This is a genomic window from Amycolatopsis sp. NPDC052450, assembly GCF_044547565.1.
Lineage (GTDB): Bacteria > Actinomycetota > Actinomycetes > Mycobacteriales > Pseudonocardiaceae > Amycolatopsis.
This window is the reverse complement of record NZ_JBIUAQ010000002.1, coordinates 463,324-480,634: the sequence shown is the minus strand read 5'-3', so window position 1 is coordinate 480,634 and position 17,311 is coordinate 463,324. Positions and strand designations below refer to the sequence as shown.

18 protein-coding genes are annotated in these 17,311 nt (G+C 68.4%); 6 read left to right on the top strand and 12 right to left on the bottom strand.

All coding sequences use genetic code 11. From position 1 onward, the window contains the following. Positions 1–115 precede the first annotated feature (115 nt). Positions 116–496, top strand: a complete 381-nt coding sequence (locus ACIHAO_RS07230) for a hypothetical protein (protein ID WP_396555318.1) — start codon at positions 116–118, stop codon at positions 494–496. A gap of 38 nt (positions 497–534) precedes the next feature. Here the strand turns inward: ACIHAO_RS07230 and ACIHAO_RS07225 are convergent, their stop codons facing one another. Continuing rightward, on the bottom strand, positions 535–1,158 hold the full coding sequence (locus ACIHAO_RS07225) for a TMEM175 family protein (protein WP_396555316.1): 624 nt from the start codon (positions 1,156–1,158) through the stop codon (positions 535–537). Between the two features lie 17 nt (positions 1,159–1,175). Further along, positions 1,176–1,700: a DUF6790 family protein gene (locus ACIHAO_RS07220; RefSeq protein WP_396555314.1), complete on the bottom strand. Its 525-nt coding sequence runs from the start codon at positions 1,698–1,700 to the stop codon at positions 1,176–1,178. Between the two features lie 56 nt (positions 1,701–1,756). On the opposite strand from ACIHAO_RS07220, the gene ACIHAO_RS07215 reads away from it, so the two are divergent. After that, the gene (locus ACIHAO_RS07215) at positions 1,757–2,176 is read left to right on the top strand and encodes a MarR family winged helix-turn-helix transcriptional regulator (RefSeq protein WP_396555312.1); all 420 of its coding nucleotides are present in this window, start codon (positions 1,757–1,759) and stop codon (positions 2,174–2,176) included. 17 nt (positions 2,177–2,193) lie between these two features. On the opposite strand, the gene ACIHAO_RS07210 is transcribed toward ACIHAO_RS07215, so the two are convergent. Next, a complete protein-coding gene (locus tag ACIHAO_RS07210; protein ID WP_396555310.1) occupies positions 2,194–3,444 on the bottom strand; it encodes a LuxR C-terminal-related transcriptional regulator in 1,251 nt (416 codons plus the stop codon). 151 nt (positions 3,445–3,595) lie between these two features. Here ACIHAO_RS07210 and ACIHAO_RS07205 point away from each other — a divergent pair, with 151 nt between their 5' ends. Together ACIHAO_RS07205 and ACIHAO_RS07200 are read left to right on the top strand one after the other, a co-directional pair. After that, positions 3,596–4,681, top strand: coding sequence for an S-(hydroxymethyl)mycothiol dehydrogenase (locus ACIHAO_RS07205; protein ID WP_396555308.1), 1,086 nt, complete (start codon positions 3,596–3,598; stop codon positions 4,679–4,681). After that, complete coding sequence (locus ACIHAO_RS07200; RefSeq protein WP_396555306.1) at positions 4,678–5,310, top strand: MBL fold metallo-hydrolase; 633 nt, start codon at positions 4,678–4,680, stop codon at positions 5,308–5,310. Before ACIHAO_RS07205 ends, ACIHAO_RS07200 begins: the two co-directional genes overlap by 4 nt. 9 nt (positions 5,311–5,319) lie before the next feature. Here ACIHAO_RS07200 and ACIHAO_RS07195 read toward each other — a convergent pair whose 3' ends face one another. From ACIHAO_RS07195 to ACIHAO_RS07180, 4 genes are all read right to left on the bottom strand, one after another. Next, on the bottom strand, positions 5,320–6,297 hold the full coding sequence (locus ACIHAO_RS07195; RefSeq protein ID WP_396555304.1) for a teichoic acid biosynthesis protein C: 978 nt from the start codon (positions 6,295–6,297) through the stop codon (positions 5,320–5,322). A gap of 98 nt (positions 6,298–6,395) precedes the next feature. Beyond that, positions 6,396–8,114, bottom strand: a complete 1,719-nt coding sequence (locus ACIHAO_RS07190) for an ABC transporter ATP-binding protein (RefSeq protein WP_396555302.1) — start codon at positions 8,112–8,114, stop codon at positions 6,396–6,398. Further along, positions 8,111–9,853 carry an ABC transporter ATP-binding protein gene (locus ACIHAO_RS07185; protein WP_396555300.1) on the bottom strand — a complete coding sequence of 581 codons (1,743 nt, stop codon included), beginning with the start codon at positions 9,851–9,853 and terminating at the stop codon, positions 8,111–8,113. The genes ACIHAO_RS07190 and ACIHAO_RS07185 overlap by 4 nt, the downstream gene beginning before the upstream one ends. Positions 9,854–9,880: 27 nt before the next feature. Continuing rightward, on the bottom strand, positions 9,881–10,996 hold the full coding sequence (locus ACIHAO_RS07180) for a serine hydrolase domain-containing protein (protein ID WP_396555298.1): 1,116 nt from the start codon (positions 10,994–10,996) through the stop codon (positions 9,881–9,883). A gap of 108 nt (positions 10,997–11,104) precedes the next feature. Between ACIHAO_RS07180 and ACIHAO_RS07175 the strand changes: the two genes are divergently transcribed. After that, positions 11,105–11,758, top strand: a complete 654-nt coding sequence (locus ACIHAO_RS07175) for a TetR/AcrR family transcriptional regulator (protein ID WP_396555296.1) — start codon at positions 11,105–11,107, stop codon at positions 11,756–11,758. Between the two features lie 29 nt (positions 11,759–11,787). Here the strand turns inward: ACIHAO_RS07175 and ACIHAO_RS07170 are convergent, their stop codons facing one another. Next, positions 11,788–13,050, bottom strand: a complete 1,263-nt coding sequence (locus ACIHAO_RS07170) for an MFS transporter (protein WP_396555294.1) — start codon at positions 13,048–13,050, stop codon at positions 11,788–11,790. Continuing rightward, positions 13,047–13,586, bottom strand: a complete 540-nt coding sequence (locus ACIHAO_RS07165; RefSeq protein WP_396555292.1) for an ArsR/SmtB family transcription factor — start codon at positions 13,584–13,586, stop codon at positions 13,047–13,049. Before ACIHAO_RS07165 ends, ACIHAO_RS07170 begins: the two co-directional genes overlap by 4 nt. Before the next feature lie 163 nt (positions 13,587–13,749). On the opposite strand from ACIHAO_RS07165, the gene ACIHAO_RS07160 reads away from it, so the two are divergent. Then, positions 13,750–14,892: an oxygenase MpaB family protein gene (locus ACIHAO_RS07160; protein ID WP_396555290.1), complete on the top strand. Its 1,143-nt coding sequence runs from the start codon at positions 13,750–13,752 to the stop codon at positions 14,890–14,892. 5 nt (positions 14,893–14,897) lie between these two features. On the opposite strand, the gene ACIHAO_RS07155 is transcribed toward ACIHAO_RS07160, so the two are convergent. The 3 genes from ACIHAO_RS07155 to ACIHAO_RS07145 all read right to left on the bottom strand — a co-directional run bounded on the left by ACIHAO_RS07155 (position 14,898) and on the right by ACIHAO_RS07145 (position 16,910). After that, positions 14,898–15,584 (bottom strand): PAS and ANTAR domain-containing protein, encoded by a 687-nt coding sequence (locus tag ACIHAO_RS07155; protein WP_396555288.1) that lies wholly within the window; start codon positions 15,582–15,584, stop codon positions 14,898–14,900. Then, the gene (locus ACIHAO_RS07150; RefSeq protein ID WP_396555286.1) at positions 15,584–16,159 is read right to left on the bottom strand and encodes a response regulator transcription factor; all 576 of its coding nucleotides are present in this window, start codon (positions 16,157–16,159) and stop codon (positions 15,584–15,586) included. The genes ACIHAO_RS07155 and ACIHAO_RS07150 overlap by 1 nt, the downstream gene beginning before the upstream one ends. Positions 16,160–16,358: 199 nt before the next feature. After that, a complete protein-coding gene (locus ACIHAO_RS07145) occupies positions 16,359–16,910 on the bottom strand; it encodes a CGNR zinc finger domain-containing protein (protein WP_396555284.1) in 552 nt (183 codons plus the stop codon). Positions 16,911–17,311: the final 401 nt, after the last annotated feature.

Genomic DNA, 17,311 nt, shown 5'->3' with positions numbered 1-17,311 from the left:
CGGCGAGGTGGTAGCTCATGGGCAGAGTGTCCTCGACAGGTCCGACAACGTTTGTGACGGACCGCACGGGCTGCCGCATTGACCTCGAGCTTGGTCGAGGTCCAACCATGAGGCCATGACCCTCGAAGCAGACGAAACGCTCCTGTTCCGGAACACCATGCGGATCACCAACGGCCACCTGGAGCAGTTCACCGCCGCCGTGCGCGAAGCAGTCGACTTCGTCGAGCGCAACGCGCCGCAGGTGATGGTGCAGACGTTCGTGGACGCCGACCGCATGCTGGCCTACAGCTATCAGATGTACGCCGATTCGGACGCGGTCCTCGAACACTGGCGGATCTCCGAGAACCACATCAACGCCGTGTCGGAGCACTGCGCGGTGGTGGATTTCCAGGTGCACGGCTCGCCGGACGAACGAGTGCTGGCGGGGATGCGGGGCATGATCGACGACGGCACCGCTGTCGTCACGCCACGGATCGCGGGCTTCGTGCGCCCCTGACGGACCCGCACGGCACGACATGACACGTACGCGTCGTTTCACGGTTCGCGGTCCTGGACACGGCGGGCGATGGCGAGTGCGATCGGCGCCACGAGCCAGCACAGATACGCGCCGGCGTTCTCGGTCACGAACGAGACGGGAATGGAAACCCCGAACACCGCGGCCAGGCAGATGCTGCGCGTCAGGCTTTGGGCGAAGACCCGGGGCGGGCCGTCGGTCCGATACAGGTGTTCGCGCCGGATCTCCCGGATGATCAGCGCGAACGACGCGGAGGCCAGCACCTGGACCATCGCGTAGAGGCTGAACCGGAGCGGGAAGGCTCCCTCGGCGGTGATCACCCGCGTCGCGAACGGCATCAGGACCTGCATGAACAGCCAACCCAGGGTGAGGCTGATCAGACGGCCGTTCAGCGAGCGGACATGGGGGAAGATCTCGTGGTGGGCGCGCCAGTGGGCGGAGATCACCACGAAGCTGAGCGCGAAGGCGACGTACTCGTTGCCGTGGGCCGAAATCGAGCTCAGCATGGCGGCGGTGGTGTCGCCGTGGGGGATCGGGAGATCCAGTGCCAGCAAGGTGAGCGCGATCGCGATCACCGCGTCGACGAAGACGGTGAGCCGCTCGGCGGCGGCCTTTCCGATCGCGGGGCCGGTCTGTGTCGTCATGGTGAGCTCCCGCGGTCTCAGGCGGCGATTTCCGCGGCCGGTCGTGGGGAGGGCGCGAGTCGCCGGGAGCGCACGGCCAGGATGATCATGACCGCGGGGATCAGGATGTCGTTGACGAGCACTCCGCCGGTGTTGCCGGGGGAGTGGTCGCCGCCCGCGAACCATTGGTAGACGTGGCCGATCGCGGCTCCCCAGAGGAACATCCCGCCGCCGATGCCGATGGTGATGCGTTCGCGCGCGGACGCCGAGGCGGCCCGGAAGCCCATGACGGCCAGTGCGAGGTTGGCGAAGGCGATCTCGAACATGAACGGTGTCCGGTCGAAGCCGATCGCCGTGGCCATGACGTCCGGGAAGGCGAGGAAGGCGACCGTCATCCACAGGCTGCCGCAGCCGAAGGCGCCGATCGCCCACCAGCGCTGCCAGATCTCGAGCCGTTCTTCGGAAGACGTCGCGTGGCGGGCGCGGAGGGAGGCGCCGATGGCGGGCACGACGATCCAGACCAGCGGGAAGGCGGATTGGGCGAAGTAGGAGAAGTTGTCCATGCCCTCAGTCTTACCTGGTTAATATTAACCAGTCAACACTCTGGTATGGTGAGGTCGTGGATGACGGACTCGCAGACCTGCTGCACCGCGTGGTCATGCTGATGGGCGAAGCCGCCCGTCGGCGCGCCGATGACTCCGGCGGTTTGACCTACAGCCAGATACGGCTTCTTGGCACGCTCGAGGAGATCGAGCCGACGACGCAGCACCGGCTCGCTCAGGCGCTGTCGGTCTCCGACCCGGCGATCAGCCGGGCCCTGCGGCCACTCGAAGCGGACGGTCTGGTGCGGATCACCGTCGACCCCGAACACGCGCGGCGGCGGCTGGTCCGGCTCACCGATCTCGGCCGGAAAGCCTTCCACGCCGCGGGAAAGCCGCTCTACGACGAGTTCCGCGAGGGTCTCGTCGCGGCCGGCTTTCCCTACGAGCGCTACCTCGAAGACACGCTTCGGCTGGCGGAAATCCTCGCACCCGACTGAGTCCGCTGCCGCGCGACTCAGATGCCGGTGATTCCGGCGCTCAGTGCCAGTGCCGCGGCTTCACCGCGTGAGGTGACGTCCAGCTTCTTCAGCAGGCCGGTGACATGGAACTTGACCGTGCTTTCGGTGATCCCGAGCGCGTCGGCGATGGACTTGTTGCGCTGCCCCCGGGCGACCAGCCGCAGCACCTCGAGTTCGCGGCGGTTGAGATTCGACGGCAGCGTCTCGTCGGTCCGTCCCGCGGCCGGTTCGAAGGGGACGCTGATGGCGACGTGGCTCCCCCATTCGGGGAGGGCGTCGATCCGGACGGTGGCGCCGAGGGTTTTCGCACGTCCGTCGAGTTGCAGGCGCAGGCCGGCGCTGTCGAGGCTGCCCGGTCCCTGATCGCGGATGTCGAGGTGCAGCGCGGTGCTGTCGGTCGACCAGGCGACCCGGAGGCGGGTCAGCTCGGGTTGGCTGGTGAAGGCCAGCACCGCCGTGCAGGTCATCGCGCGGGCGGCGTGGGCGATCTCGCCGGGTATCGGCCGCCCGTTCTTCGGCGGGGCGACGAAATCCAGTCGCGCGTCGTGGTGGCGCAGCATTTGCCGGAGTTCGCGCCGCAGCCTGCCGAACGCGGTGTGCGCGGGCTCTTCGGACTGGGCGAGATCGGTCTTCTGGGCCGACCGGAGCGCCACCAGCGCGGCCGAGGCGGAGTCGGTCGCGGCGAGCCGGGCGCGGTGGTCGTCCAGCCGGGAGGACCGCAGGGTGGTGAGGATCGTGACGAGCGCGGTTTCGTGCGCGGCGGCCATTTCGGCGATCGTCCTGGCGCGTTCGCTGGAGGCCGCGCGGGATTCGGCGAGATAGTCGGGGCTGGCCTGCGTCACCTGCTGGCGGATCGAGGTCGCGACGACGCCGAAGACGTCGGCCAGGGAAGCGGGATGCGGGAAGCGGGTCCGGCTCGACCGGGGGACGAGCGCGAGCAGGGTGCCGATCGGATCCTGTACGGCCCAAACGGTCCGGGTGGCGCCGCCGAGCGTGGCCGTCGTGGTCACCTGATGGCCGGGCGGCACGCTCGCTTTGAGCGCTTCGAGTTCGGCGATGGTGATCTTGTCGGTGATCTCGCGTACGCCGGTGACCTTCCGCGGCCGCCCGGTGCACTCCCGGGTGAAAATGACCAGAGCCTGGTGCGGCCAGCCGTCGGCGAGGAAGCGCGAGAACCGGTCGGCGATTTCGCGCAACGGGCCTTCGATGACGTCGCGCAGCGCGGTCAGGTCGGCGGAGTCGGACATCCAGCGAGCCTAGCCACCGGCTCGCCTGGTCGAAAGGACAGGATCCACTGGACCGACGACCAGGTCGCTTCCACGGCTTCCCGGCCTAACCTCACGTAAAGCATGCGTCAGTGCGCATGCCTGTGTTGCCGGACGGCGGAGGAAACAGGGAATGTCACAGCAGGTGCGCGGAGTGATCGCCAGGTCCCGGAACGCTCCGGTGGAGCTGACGGACATCGTGATCCCGGATCCGGGCCCCGGCGAGGTCGTCGTGTCGATCGCGGCCTGCGGGGTCTGCCACACCGATCTGACCTACCGCGACGGCGGCATCAACGACGAGTTCCCGTTCCTGCTCGGTCACGAGGCCGCGGGCACCGTGGAGAGCGTCGGCGACGGCGTGGATTCCGTACGACCAGGGGATTTCGTCGTCCTCAACTGGCGTGCGGTGTGTGGACAGTGCCGGGCCTGCAAGCGCGGACGCCCGCAGTACTGCTTCGACACCTTCAACGCGACACAGAAGATGACACTGACCGACGGCACCGAGCTGACCCCGGCGCTGGGCATCGGCGCGTTCGCCGACAAGACGCTCGTCCACGCCGGGCAGTGCACCAAGGTCGACCCCGCCGCGGATCCGGCCGTCGCGGGCCTGCTCGGCTGCGGCGTGATGGCCGGACTCGGCGCGGCGGTCAACACCGGCGCAGTCGGCCGCGGGGATTCGGTCGCGGTCATCGGCTGCGGGGGAGTCGGCGACGCCGCCGTCGTCGGCGCCCGGCTGGCAGGCGCGGGCACGATCATCGCGGTCGACCGCGACGAGCGAAAACTCGAGTGGGCCCGTGAACTCGGCGCGACCCACACCGTCAACGCCTCCGGCACCGACACGGTCACCGCGATCCAGGAACTGACCGGCGGTTTCGGCGCCGACGTCGTCATCGACGCGGTCGGCCGCCCGGAGACGTGGAAGGCCGCCTTCTACGCACGTGACCTGGCGGGCACGGTGGTCCTGGTCGGCGTCCCGACGCCGGACATGCGCCTGGAGATGCCGCTGATCGACTTCTTCTCCCGCGGTGGCGCGCTGAAGTCGTCCTGGTACGGCGATTGCCTGCCGGAGCGGGACTTCCCGATGCTGATCGACCTGTACCTGCAGGGCCGGTTGCCGCTGGAACGGTTCGTGACCGAGCGGATCGCGCTCGACGGGGTCGAGAAGGCCTTCGACGCCATGCACGCCGGCGAGGTCCTGCGTTCGGTGGTGATCCTGTGAGCGGGAACCTGCGGATCGAACGCGTCGTCACCGCCGGGGTCTTCGAACTCGACGGCGGGAGCTGGGACGTCGACAACAACGTCTGGCTCGTCGGGGACGACGACGAGGTCGTGATCGTCGACGCCGCGCACGACGAGAAGACCATCACCGGGGCCGTGGGCGGCCGTGACGTGGTCGCCGTCGTCTGCACCCACGGGCACAACGACCACGTCACCGTCGCTCCGATGCTGAGCGAACACCTGCACGCCCCCGTCGTGCTGCATCCGGGGGACCGGGAGCTGTGGGAGATGACCCACCCCGGCCGCGGTTTCCGGCCCGCGGAGGACGGCGAGCGGATCGCCGTCGCCGGCACGGAACTCGAGGTCGTCCACACGCCAGGGCATTCACCCGGATCGGTGTGCCTGCACCTCCCCGAGGCCAAAGCGCTCTTCTCCGGGGACACGCTCTTCGCGGGCGGCCCCGGCGCGACGGGGCGCTCGTTCTCCGACTTCCCGACGATCATTTCCTCGATCAGGGAACGGCTCTTCGCCTTGCCCGAGGACACGAAGGTCCACACCGGACACGGCGACCCCACCACCATCGGTACCGAAGCGCCCCATCTGGCCGAGTGGATCGCCCGCGGACACTGAGTTCCGGTCTCAGTCGATGAGGACGTTCTTGTAGAACAGGTTCGCGTAGCGGTTGATGTTGTCCATGCTGCTGCGCGAACCGAAGCCCATGTACAACCGGGTCTCCCCGGCCAGGCTCCGGTAGATCCCGAGTCCCTCCGGCTCGCGGAACACCAGCGACTGCCCCGCCTTGGTCAGCGCGCGGCTCTTCACCTGGCCGGTGTTCATGTCGATGCACGTGACGTAGGAATTGATGTCGGCGGGATCCGCGTGGCCGGTACCGTCCAATGTGTACAGATACTGGCCGTAGATGGTGTACCCCTGGAACGTCACCGCCTGGTCGGCCAGTGCGGGCTGCGGGAAGTGCACCAGCGGTGCGCTGAAGTTGCCTGCCGCGGCGGACGCCAGCGGGTACACGCTGATGTGCATCTTGCCGCCTTCCTTGCGGCGTACCGCGATCCGCTTGTTGATCGGATCGGTGGCACAGGTGATCGTGTCGCTGCCGGTGAGGAACTTCTTCACCGACGGCGTGCCACCGTTGACGAACTTGAACCTGGCCAGCGCCGTCCCGCGACCGGCGCCGGTCGGTCCGTCCGAATCGCATTCCATCCAGATGTAGGAGTCGGTGCCCACCGGTTCGACGCCGATCGAGACACCGTGCCCGGCGTTGTTGAGATGCATCGAACCCTGGATCTCCCCGGAGAAGTTGACCTGCGTGATGCACAGGTCGTCCCCGGTCCCGCCGTTGCGGGCGTTCACGATGAAAATGCGCACGTTCTGGTTGTCGAAGGCGAAACCCTGCATCACGTGGTGCGACTCGTGCAGGATCTTGCTGCGGAACTCGTCGTAAGACGGCTCGGTGAGGTCGAAACGCTTGGACACCGGCATCGCGGTGATCGCGGCCGAAGCCGGGCCGGCGAACATCGCGCCGGTGCCGAGCAGCGCCGTCGTCGCGGCGAGTCCACCGCCCATGCGCAACAGTGAACGTCGGGAAACGTGCTCGGACATGAGCGCTCACCTTCGTCGAGTTTCGAGGTCCGATCGAAACTTCTTGAAGCGCGTACAAGATTCGTACAATGCGGCCGCGAATCCGAGCGCGCCGCGCTCTAGTCCCCGCTGAAAGCCGGTGCCAGGGAAGCGTTCCAGAAGTCGGCGTAGCGGCCGCCGCGGCGGAGCAGTTCGTCGTGGCGGCCTTCTTCCACGATCCGGCCGCCGTCGAGGAAGGCGATGCGATCGGCGCGCCGGACCGTCCGCATCCGATGCGCGACCAGCACGACCGTCCTGCCCGCCATCAGGCGTTCGATGCCTTCGTGGACGGCGGCCTCGTTCACCGGGTCCAGCGCGGAGGTCACTTCGTCCAGAAGCACGATGGGCGCGTCCTTCAGCAGCGCCCGCGCGATCGAGACGCGCTGGCGTTCGCCTCCCGACAGCAGCGTGCCACCCTCGCCGACGGTCGCCGCCCAGCCGCCGGGCAGCCGCTCGATCACCTCGTCCAGCCGCGCGGCGCTCGCCGCCGCCCGCAGTTCGGCCTCGGTGGCTTCGGGACGGCCCAGTCGCACGTTGTCTTCGATCGTGCCGTCGAAAAGGTAGACGTCCTGGAAGACGATGGCGATCCTCGCCATCAACTCCTCGGTGGCGACGGAGCGCAGGTCCACGCCGCCCACGCGCACGGCGCCCGCGTCCACGTCGTGGAAGCGCGCGAGCAACTGCAGCAGTGTGCTCTTGCCCGCGCCCGAGGGGCCGACCACGGCGAGTCGCTGTCCCTCGGGCACGGACAACGACAGGTCGTCGAACACCGTGCGATCGCCATGCCGGAAGGTGACGGACTCCAGATCCAGGCCGTGTCCCACCGGCCGGATCGGGTCGGCTGCTTCCGGCAGGGGCTCGGTGCGCAGGACCGCGTCGAGCCTGTCCAGTTCGGAGCGCGCGGAGCGGAGTTTGCCGCCGATGTCGGCCAGGGACAGCACAGGATCGGCGCCGCGGGCGGCCAGCACCAGAATCGTCAGCACCTCGGCGACACCGATGCTTCCGCCGAGCGCGAGGTAGGTGCCCAGAAGCAGCACCACGGTGAACATCGCCTGCACCACGAGCGTCAAGCCGATCATGCCGGGCAAAACCGACAGCACGGTACGGCGGGAGGCGCGCTGAAGTCCTTGCAGCGCCTCATCGAGCAGCGCGAAACGGTGGGCGTTGCGGCCGCCGGCGCGCAGCACCGGCTGAGCCTGAAGGAACTCGATGACGCGGCCGGTGGCCTCGGTGTCCCGTTCGTGGCGGCCGGCGTCGCCCGCGGCCACCGAGCGGCCGGTCCGGAGCTGGATCGCCACCACGAGGGGAACGGCGAGGAGCGCGACCAGCCCCAGCTGCCAGTTGAAGGCGAGTATCACGCCGATGATCGTCACGGGGGTGACGAAGGCGGAGATGCAGGGCCCCAGCAGATGCGCGATCACTCCCATGGTCTCCAGCACGCCCCGGCCTGCCAGGACGGACAGCTCCCCGACGCGGCCGGTGCTGTACCAGCCGAGGGGCAGCCGGGCCAGATGATCGCCGAGGCGGTGGTACATGCCACGCAGCAGCGTGGTTCCGGCGCGGAAGCCGAACAGATCGCTGACATAGCGCAGCACCGCGTAGATCGCGACCGCACCGCCGAACATGATCAGCCAGGGCACCGCGTCCGCGGGATCGTCGCCGAACAGAGCCGTCAGCACGGGAACCAGCAGTGCGTAGGACAACCCCTCGATGATCGCGGTCATCGTCATCAAGGCCACGGTGCGACGCACGGGCCCGGCGTATTCCCGGCCGAGGACGTGCAGCAGGGTGCGGATCATCGGTACTCCTCGGATTGCCAGAAGGCGGCGAACTTTCCGTTCTGTGCCAAGAGATCTGCGGGTTTGCCCTGTTCGACGATCGAGCCGTCGTCGAGCATCACGACGGTGTCGGCGTCGGCGATCGTCTCCAGGCGGTGGGCGATGAGCAGGATCGTGCGATCGCTTTCCAGCGTGGTCAACGCCCGCCGTACCGCCTGCTCGGTCTGCGGGTCGGCGAAGGCGGTCGCCTCGTCCAGCACCAGGACGGGGGTGGCGGCGAGCAGTGCCCTGGCGAGCGCGATCCGCTGCGCCTCACCACCCGACAGCCCGGCTTCCCGCCCCAGCACCGTGTCGTAGCCGTGTGGCAGCTCGAGAATCCGGTCATGGATGTTCGCCATCCGGGCCGCGCGGACCACGTCGTCGAGATCGGCGTGCGGTACGGCGAGCGCGATGTTGTCCGCGACCGAGGCTCGCAGCAGGCGAACGTCCTGGAAGACGAAGGAGACCATCCGGTAGAGGTCATGGCTGCCGAGTTCGCGCAGATCGACGCCGCCCAGGGTGACCGAACCGTGGGCCGGGTCGAAGAAACGCGGCAGCAACTGGACCAAGGTGGACTTGCCGCTGCCCGAGGGCCCCACGATCGCGGTGACCGTGCCGGGTTCGAGGACCAGGTCGATCCCGCGCAGCACCTCGCGATCGGCTTCGTAGCCGAAGCGGACATCACGCAGCTCCACCCGGTGGCCCCGCGGCGCGATCGGCTGCGCGGGCTCCGGCAGCGGCGCCACCTCGAGCACCGTCCTGATCCGGCCGATCGCACGTTTGGCGGCCTGCAGATCATCGAAACCGTGGGCGATCAGAGCCGCCACCGGAGCGGTCAAACCCAGTCCCAGCAACAGGAACGGCAGCAGGTCGGCCGGGGGCAGGCCGCCGGTCGTGATCAGCACGGTGCCGCCGATCAGGACGACCAGCAGCACGAACGGAGGGGACAGCACCAGCTGCATTCCGGCCGCGAGCACGGAAAGGCCGCGCACGAAGCCGTGGTAAACGCCGACGAAGTCGTCGGTGGCCGTGCGGAACCGGCGGTGGGCGCGGCCGGTGCCGCCGAACGCCTTGACCACCGAGATGCCCTGCACGAACTCGACGACGGAATCGGCGATCCGCCCCATGGCCGCGTCGAACCGCTTCTCCTGTTCCATCCGGGCCGGGGTCATCATCAGCGGGATATGCGCCAGGGCCAGCACCACCGGGATCAGCGTGATCAGCGTGAGCCGCCAGTCGATGGTGAACAGGTAGACCAGCGAGACCAGCGGCACCACGAACGCGGCGACGAGTTCGCCGGGGGCGTGGGCGATGAACGGGTGCACGGCACTGACGTCCTCGCCGACCACCTTGGCCAGCTCACCGGTCCGGCGCCGGGAGAACCAGCCGATCGGCACTCGGCCAAGCCGCGCGGCAAGGTGACGGCGAAGGGCCAATTGCACCCGGCCGTCGAGCAGGTGCCCGATTCCGGACGACGCCGCGGTGAACAGCAGCCGGACGAGCAGGCCGACGGCACCGGCGATCGCGACGAACCAGACCCGATCGTGGTCGATCGGGCCAGGGGCCAGCAGCGCGCGCCCCAGTTCGACGACCGCCAGCAGCGGCGCCAGTCCCGCGAGCGCGCCGATCACCTGCAGTAAGACAACGGCGCCGAAGCTCCATCGGTAAGGGCGCAGCAGCCCGGCCATGGACTGTCCCGCCGCGAAATCGGTGGTAGTCATCGTTCTCCTGATTTCGTGACGGGCCGGTCAGCCGCACATCGCCGCGTCGTACAGAGCCGCGAGCGCGTCGTTGATGGGATGGGGCCGCGGAGTGCCGGTGGCGTCGAACCTGTTCCACCGCTGCATGTTCACCGCGACGGCCAGCTGCCGCCTGCCGTCGGCGCTGGTCATGGCCAATGCGCCGCCACCCCAGACGGTGCCGCCATGTCCCCAGAAGGTGCCGCCGGGCGTCTCCATCGGGTACAGGCCCAGCCCGTAGTCGATGATCTTGCTTTCCTGGGAGACGACGCGGACGGTGCGCCGCATTTCCGCCAGCGACGACGGGCTGACGATCTCCCCGGCGAACAGCAGGCCGAAGAACCGGTTGAGATCCGACACGGTCGAGATCAGCGAAGCCGACGGCCCCACATAGGACATGTCGAAGACGCTGAAGTCGCGCGGCGGTTCGTACTTGCCGAACCACGCCTCGTAAATCCGCGACTGCGGGCCGTCGAACCGCGGGCCGTCCGGGAACTCCGTGTCGCGGAGGCCGGCGCGTTCGATGACGTTCCGGGTGATGCACTTTTCGGCCGTGGTGCCGGTCACCTGCTCCAGAAGCCGGCCGAGAAGCAGGTAGTTGGTGTTGGAGTACAACCCCGGAGTGTCGCCTGGTGCGGCGAAAGCCGGTGCGGCGACGCCCTTCTCGATCAGCTCGATGGTGTCGAACCGGGTGTGCCGGTGATCCTCCAGGCTCTGCGGCGTGGTGTCGGCCATGGCCGGGAACGCCTTGAGCGAGGGGTAGACGTACGGAAGGTATTCGGCGAAGCCACTGGTGTGATCGAGCAACATCCGGACCGTGATCGCGTCACCGCGGGTCCCGGGAACCAGCTCCGGCAGGTAGTGGCCGATCGGCGCGTCGAGCCCGATCGAGCCGTCTTCGACCAGCTGCAGCACGGCGGCGGCGGTGAAGGTCTTGGTGATGCTGCCGACGCGGTGCCGCATGTCGGTGGTGACGGGGCGGCCGGTGGCGAGGTCGGCGACCCCGGCGGCGCCGCACCAGACCTCGTCGCCGTCACGCACCTCGGCGAACACGCCCGGCATCCCGGCGCGGTGGACATTCTCGATGGCGATGGCCAGCTTCGCGGAATCCAGCGGTTTCCTCATGACATACGTCCTTTCGTCATCCCCGAGTCGGTCTCTCGCCACCATTATGCACGCAGTGCGTGCAACACCAAGTGCATAAGTTAAGCTGGTCTCGACGAGAGGGGTGGGATGACAGGCAGAAGGCGCTGGTCGACCGAGGACATCCTGGACGCGGCGGCGGAGTTGCTGCGCACGGGCGACACCGAGTCCTTCAGCGTGCGCAAGCTCGCGGCCGTGCTCGGCACCGATTCGTCCAGCCTGTACCGGCACTTCCGCAGCAAGACCGAACTGCTGCGCGCGGTCGCCGACCGGATCCTTCTGTCCGCTATGGACGATTACCGGCCCGAAGGCGACTGGAAGCAGCGCATCACGACCCTGGCCCTGCGCGTGCGAGAGGCCTTCGGTCAGCACCCGCAGCTCGCCGCGGTCTGGGGACGCTATGCCTCAGGCGGCACCGGTTCCCGCCTCGTCATGGAAGAAGTGCTGCAGGCTCTGCGCGAGTCGGGGCTGCCCGACGCGGAGATCCCGGCGCGCTACCACCGGATCGCGGTCCTCATCGCGGCGTTGATCGCCTCCGAGGCCGGGGTCAGCACCCTCACCCCCGAAGAGTACGAACAGGGAATGGAACTGTTCCGGGTCGCGGTACTCGGCGCCGATCCAGGACGCTTTCCCGCGCTGGCCCATTTCGCCCGCGACGTCCGCCCTCTCGGCGAGGACCGTCTCGCCGTGTTCGAAGAGATCCTCGCCGTCCAACTCGCCCACATCGAGGCCGCGATCGGCTGAGCCGGCTCGTCACCTTGGTCGTCAGTGCCCTACTGGACGAGATCCTTGGCGGCGGGGTGATCCGGGGCGGCGGCACGCAGCGCCGCTTCGACCCGGCGGTTACCGGTCATGGAGGCCGTGACGGCCGTCATCGTCAGGAGGAGGCCGCCCGCGGCGTAGAGCGGGGTGCGGATGTCGTAGGCGGTGGCGAGCCAGCCGCCGAGGAAGGCGCCGGCGGGGGCGGCGCACATGGCCAGCATGCGGGAGGTGGACGCGACCCGGCCCATCAGATCGGCCGGGACGATCGCCTGCCGGAGGGAGGGCCCGAGCACCATCGTGGCGCCCATACCGGCCCCGCAGACGGCAAGCGCCAAGCCGGCCAGATACGGGTTCGAGGTGGTGGCGAGGCCGAGGATGGCGAGCCCTTCCACCGCGGCCGTGGTGGTCAGTGCCGTGCCGGTGCCGAGCCGTCGGCCGAGGGCGGAGGCGATGCCCGCACCGAGCAGGCCGCCGGTGGCCTCCGCCGTGAGGAGCAGGCCGAAGCCGTAGGTGCCGATGCCGAGGCGGTCGTGCGCGAAGAGGGCGAGGACGGTCTCCACGGCGAGGAAGGCGACGTTCCCGACCGCCGGGCGGAGCGCGAGCCCGAGCAGCAACCGGTCCCGGAAGACGTACGACGCCCCAGCCCTCGCTTGCCGGAGCAGCGACTCGCGGATCTCCGGCACATGCCGCGGCATGGCGGGCAGTGTCCGTACGAGCAGCGCGGAGACCACGAACGACACCGCGTCGGCGAGTAGTGGAACCGCCCGGCCGAAGGCGAGCAGCGCACTTCCCGCGGGCGGGCCCGCGAAGCCGGACATGGCGGTCTGGGCTCCGCGTAGGCGAGAGTTCGCTCGTTCCAGCAGCGCGGGGTCGCGGCCGAGCAGATCCGGCAGATAAGCCGTGGCGGCGGTGTCGAAGAACAGTCCGCCGAGGGAGAGCAGGAAGGCGACGGCCGTGAGCAGCGGAATGCTCAGCACGTCGAACGCGGCCGCCGCCGCCGGTATCGCGAGCAGTGCCGCCCGCGCCGCGTCCGCGACCCACATCGTCCGACGGCGGTCCCAGCGGTCCACCAGTGCACCGCCGAGCACACCGAAGAGCAGCCATGGCAGCGTTCCCGCGGCCGTGACGACGGCGAGCGCCATCGGATCCCGCGTCAGCGTCAACGCGAGCAGTGGCAGTGCGGCATGCGACACCCCGTCACCGAGCGAGGACACCGTCTGCGCGGTCCACAGCCGCCCGAACCCGGTCGGCGACTTTCGAACGGTCGAGGTCACTTCGCGTCCCCTTCGGACTGCTCGCGCGGTGTCGGATGGAACAAGGCGAAGACGAGTGACGCGTCCGGCAGCGACGGATCGGACAGCCGCTGGTACTCGTCCGCCAGGGCCTGCAGGCGCGCCCCCAGTTCCGCGAACTGCTCCCCGGTGAGCCGCAGATGCGCCATCCGTACGTGCCGCTCGCCGTCCACCGGTGCGGCCTCGAGGTCCGCGACCGCGTGGCGCATCAGCACATCCGGCCCTCCATCGCCCGGATCCGGCAGCACGATCGCCCGCGCGGCCAGCGCGTAGTACCGCTCGGTGACCCCTCGCACCTTTCGCGTCCGCACCACCTTCACCAGGCCGGCCCGCTCAAGCAGGCGCACGTGATAGCTGGAACTCCCTTTCGCGAGGCCCAACCGCTCGGCGATCTGCGTGATCGTCGCCGTCTCGAAGCGGAGCACGGCCATGATCCGGTGACGCGTGAGATTGGAGACGGCGCGCAGCTGCTCGTCAGTGGTGACGTGCACCGTCTCGGGAAGGTCGTCGGCAGGCATGCGAGCAATGGTCAACGATCCTTGACCATTGAGCAACCGGTTTTCGCGGAGCATCGACGGCCGCGCGGAGTGACGGACAGCGAGCGCGGCCGCCATCAGATCGAGTGCGAGCTTTCCCCTGACGGCGCTAGCGGGGCGTTCCGGCGTGCACAAGGCTGATCCGATGTCGGAAACGCTGTCGGCCCTGGAAAGACTGAAGTATCAAGGCGATCCGCTCGCCGATGCCGTCGTCGCCGAGTTGGTGGCCGGTGAGCGGACGAGCGCGGTGAACGAGGTGCTGGCGCAGTTCAGGGACAACGACCAGCCCATTCCGGAGAACCTGCCGGAATCGGTGCGCCGGTACCTGATCGAGACCGACACGCCGCCGGGCTGGGCTGATCTCGAGCGGGTCGCGGCGGCGTACGAGTTCTTCGTCGACGACGGTATGCACGTCGCTTCGGTGCTGTCGTTCGGGGCGATGGTGAACTGCTATGCCCAGCCGCGGCCGTCCCGCGTCCTGTCGCTGACCCACCGGCTCAACCAGCCGCACCGACGGCTGTCGGAGACCTCCCAGTTCGTGCTGAACCTCATGGGCCCCGAACCGTTCGGTTCCGGTGGCGCCTTCGTGCCCACGATCCAGAAGACCCGGCTGATCCACGCGGCCGTCCGGTACTTCATCACCCGGTCCGGCGAGTGGGACGTCGAGGCGGACGGTGTCCCGCTGTGCCAGCAGGACATGCTGGGAGCACTGCTGATCTTCTCGGTGCAGGTCATCGACGGGATGCGGCGGATGGGCGTCACGGTGACCGACCGCGAAGCCGAGGACTACTACTACGTCTGGCGGGTGACGGGCGCGATGCTCGGCATCCCCGCCGAAGCGATGCCCGAAACACTGCGAGAGGCCCGAGAGCTGAACGCCGGACTCGTCGAGGCGAGCTACGGTCCCTCCGCCGAAGGCATCGAACTGACCCGCAACCTCCTGCGCCTGTACGAAAACATGGTGCCCGGCAAAGCCTTCGACGGCGTGGTCGCCGCGATGATCCGCCAAGTCGTCACCGAAGACGTCGCCGACTGGCTCGAGGTGCCGCGCTCACGCGGCTGGGGTCGTGCCGTCGGAGCGGGCGTCCGGGCGATGCGGCTACTGGAACGATCAGAGGACCGCAGCCGGATGGCCACGGCGGTGCTCGACAAGGCAGGCGATCTCCTTCTCGGCGGGAGCGTCCGCACCCTCACCGACGGACAGTCCACCGCCCTGACCATCCCGGTGGCCCTCCGCGAGAAATGGCTCGCCGCCGGCGTCTGCCCCGTCGCACCTCACCGGACCTGACACTCTCACGCGGGGCCGGGGTGTTGATGAATGGTGAGCAGGAGGTGGTCGAACCGGGAGCGCTGTCGCACGGGGCAGCCGTCGAGAGTGGTGAGGGCGGCGGTCAGTTTCGCCGCGAGGACCCGCAGTTTGGTGTTGGTCTCCTGGGATCGCCACTGCAGGACATGGAAGGCCTGCTCGGCATTGATGGTGTAGACGAACATGAGCGCCCCCTTGGCCTGCTCGATGACGGCGCGGGCCTCGAGGAACTCCGGGAGGACTTCGGCCAGGATCTGCCGCCGCTGCTCGTCCCGGCCGGCGTCGAGGTCGATGTAGTAGCCGGTGACGCCGACAGTGGCGCCGGTGTCGTCGTGGAGCTGATCACCGACGACCAGTACATGGTGCTCGATACCGGAGGTGTCGATGATGCGGTGGCGGCCGCAGAACGGAGTGCCGTCGCGCAGTGTCGCGGCGAGCGTGCCGGCGACCGCGGCACGGTCCTCGGGATGCTTGTGCGACAACACCAATTCGGTCGTGGGCTGCACGGTTCCCGGCCGGTAGCCGTGGAGCCGGGCGACTTCGTCGGACCATTCCCACGAGTGGTCGCCGAAGTGGAAGCGGAAGCCGCCGACGGGGTGCGGGCGCCCGGCCATGATCCGGTCCAGTACGGGAGGTGAAGCGTTTTCCGGATCGCACGGGGAAGCGAAAGCCATCAGTCGATGAGGTTCTGGCGCATGCCCTGGACGACCGCGTGGGCGCGGTCGGTCGCGGAAAGCTTGCGGAACAACCGCTGTGCGTGTGTTTTCACCGTGTCCTCGGACAGCTGCAGATCACCACCGATCTCGCCGTTGGTCTTACCGAGGCTCATTCCACGCAGTACTTCCAGTTCGCGTTTCGACAAGCTGAACTCCTGCTCCGCCGCGGTTCGCGGAAGTGGCACGGATCGCGGCCGTCGACCGCAGCCGAGCGAGCTCGCCTCGCAGGCCAGGAATCCGACGGCGCCCTCTTTGATCGCGACGGCGACGAGATTCCCGGACTCCGGCGGGCCGTACACGACCACTCTTGTCCCGTGGTGCGTTCTCGACAGCTTCCTGATCGTCTCCACGACCACCTCGGACGGCATGCGCACGCTCAAAAAGACCATGTCCGCGGGCAGGAAGCGAAACTTGCCGACGAGATCCGTGCTGCTCGCGGCGGCACCGACACGCGCCACTCCCGGCGCGGTCATGAGAAGGCGGGCCATGCGGTCACGCGGTTCACGCCGACTGTCCAAGACCAGGATGTTCATCGCGATGTCCCCCGCGGGCCGAAGTGATGGGTCGCCATGGACTCGGGCGACTCGAAGAATCGAGGCCCGGTATTCGACCACAGAATGGTCATATCCTAGGAGAACAGGGCCATGCCGGGGGAAGCGATGCAGGGAAAGCAATCCTGACGGGTGAGCGCGATGCAGGTACCGGGGAGAAGGACGGTCTCGTTCGGTGTACCTACCGCAACTCGGCCTGTTCCGGCTCTTTTGCTCGGGCCCTCTTGCGGCGCCGATAGCCTGCCGCCTTCACCTTCGTGCCGCACGTGTTCATCCCGCACCATCGGCGGCGGCCGGAGTGCGACACGTCGCGGAAGAGCCGGCTGCACTCCGGATGGGCGCATTCGCGGATCCGCGTGGCCCGCGGGCCGGACAGCAGGGCGATGGCATCACGCGCGAGCGTCGAGAGAGCCTGTTCCAGGGTGCCACGATTTTCGACGGCGGCGCCGGACCAGTACGGCATGAGCGGCGGGGCCGCCGCGGTGGCGTTGAGCGCGGCGAGGTCGTCCGCCGAGCCGGTGCCTCGGCACAACCGATCGACGACTTCGCGCAAAGCCACTGTCCGGCGGAGCCCCGCTTCGTCGACCGCGACCTCGGCGACGAGTCCTGCCTGGTCGAGCCAGGACGTGACGTCGCCGGGTGTGGTCAGCAATTCACGCGGTTTCCGCAGGTGCCGCATTTCCAGCGTGGCCGTCAGGTCGAGGCATGGACTTCCGCCGAGAAAGGTGAACACGTTCCGATGGTGACCGGATGGTCGCCTGCTCGCCGGGCGAATGTAGTCCATCAGTGTGGCCGGGCCTTTCAGTTGCGCTTTTCTGGGCACCCCGTGGTACTGACTCTTGATTTCGGGGTCGCTGTCCGGCGGGGCCACGGAAAGCATGTGTGCGAGAGCACAGACGGGGGAGTTCCTTGTCCGTGAGGCGAGATCGCCGCTCGCGGGACTACGGAAAGTGGCGTTTCGGCGCGGCAACGACACCCGATCGTGTCGTTTGTCGGTGGGTCATGTTGGGTATACAGGGAGGTTTGCGGTACCGAAGAAACGCACCCATACGAATGGATCGGTGCCCGAGTCGCAACATTCCACAGGCTGGGGGTTCTGCGCGAAGCCGTTTTTCCCTAAAGTGTTCACCGGTT

Excerpts from the sequence above, each read along its gene's own strand:
- ACIHAO_RS07230 (WP_396555318.1), top strand. The coding sequence starts at position 116 with ATGACCCTCGAAGCAGACGAAACGCTCCTGTTCCGGAACACCATGCGG.
- ACIHAO_RS07225 (WP_396555316.1), bottom strand. The coding sequence starts at position 1,158 with ATGACGACACAGACCGGCCCCGCGATCGGAAAGGCCGCCGCCGAGCGG.
- ACIHAO_RS07220 (WP_396555314.1), bottom strand. The coding sequence starts at position 1,700 with ATGGACAACTTCTCCTACTTCGCCCAATCCGCCTTCCCGCTGGTCTGG.
- ACIHAO_RS07210 (WP_396555310.1), bottom strand. The coding sequence starts at position 3,444 with ATGTCCGACTCCGCCGACCTGACCGCGCTGCGCGACGTCATCGAAGGC.
- ACIHAO_RS07205 (WP_396555308.1), top strand. The coding sequence starts at position 3,596 with ATGTCACAGCAGGTGCGCGGAGTGATCGCCAGGTCCCGGAACGCTCCG.
- ACIHAO_RS07195 (WP_396555304.1), bottom strand. The coding sequence starts at position 6,297 with ATGTCCGAGCACGTTTCCCGACGTTCACTGTTGCGCATGGGCGGTGGA.
- ACIHAO_RS07190 (WP_396555302.1), bottom strand. The coding sequence starts at position 8,114 with ATGATCCGCACCCTGCTGCACGTCCTCGGCCGGGAATACGCCGGGCCC.
- ACIHAO_RS07185 (WP_396555300.1), bottom strand. The coding sequence starts at position 9,853 with ATGACTACCACCGATTTCGCGGCGGGACAGTCCATGGCCGGGCTGCTG.
- ACIHAO_RS07180 (WP_396555298.1), bottom strand. The coding sequence starts at position 10,996 with ATGAGGAAACCGCTGGATTCCGCGAAGCTGGCCATCGCCATCGAGAAT.
- ACIHAO_RS07175 (WP_396555296.1), top strand. The coding sequence starts at position 11,105 with ATGACAGGCAGAAGGCGCTGGTCGACCGAGGACATCCTGGACGCGGCG.
- ACIHAO_RS07165 (WP_396555292.1), bottom strand. The coding sequence starts at position 13,586 with ATGCCTGCCGACGACCTTCCCGAGACGGTGCACGTCACCACTGACGAG.
- ACIHAO_RS07160 (WP_396555290.1), top strand. The coding sequence starts at position 13,750 with ATGTCGGAAACGCTGTCGGCCCTGGAAAGACTGAAGTATCAAGGCGAT.
- ACIHAO_RS07155 (WP_396555288.1), bottom strand. The coding sequence starts at position 15,584 with ATGGCTTTCGCTTCCCCGTGCGATCCGGAAAACGCTTCACCTCCCGTA.
- ACIHAO_RS07150 (WP_396555286.1), bottom strand. The coding sequence starts at position 16,159 with ATGAACATCCTGGTCTTGGACAGTCGGCGTGAACCGCGTGACCGCATG.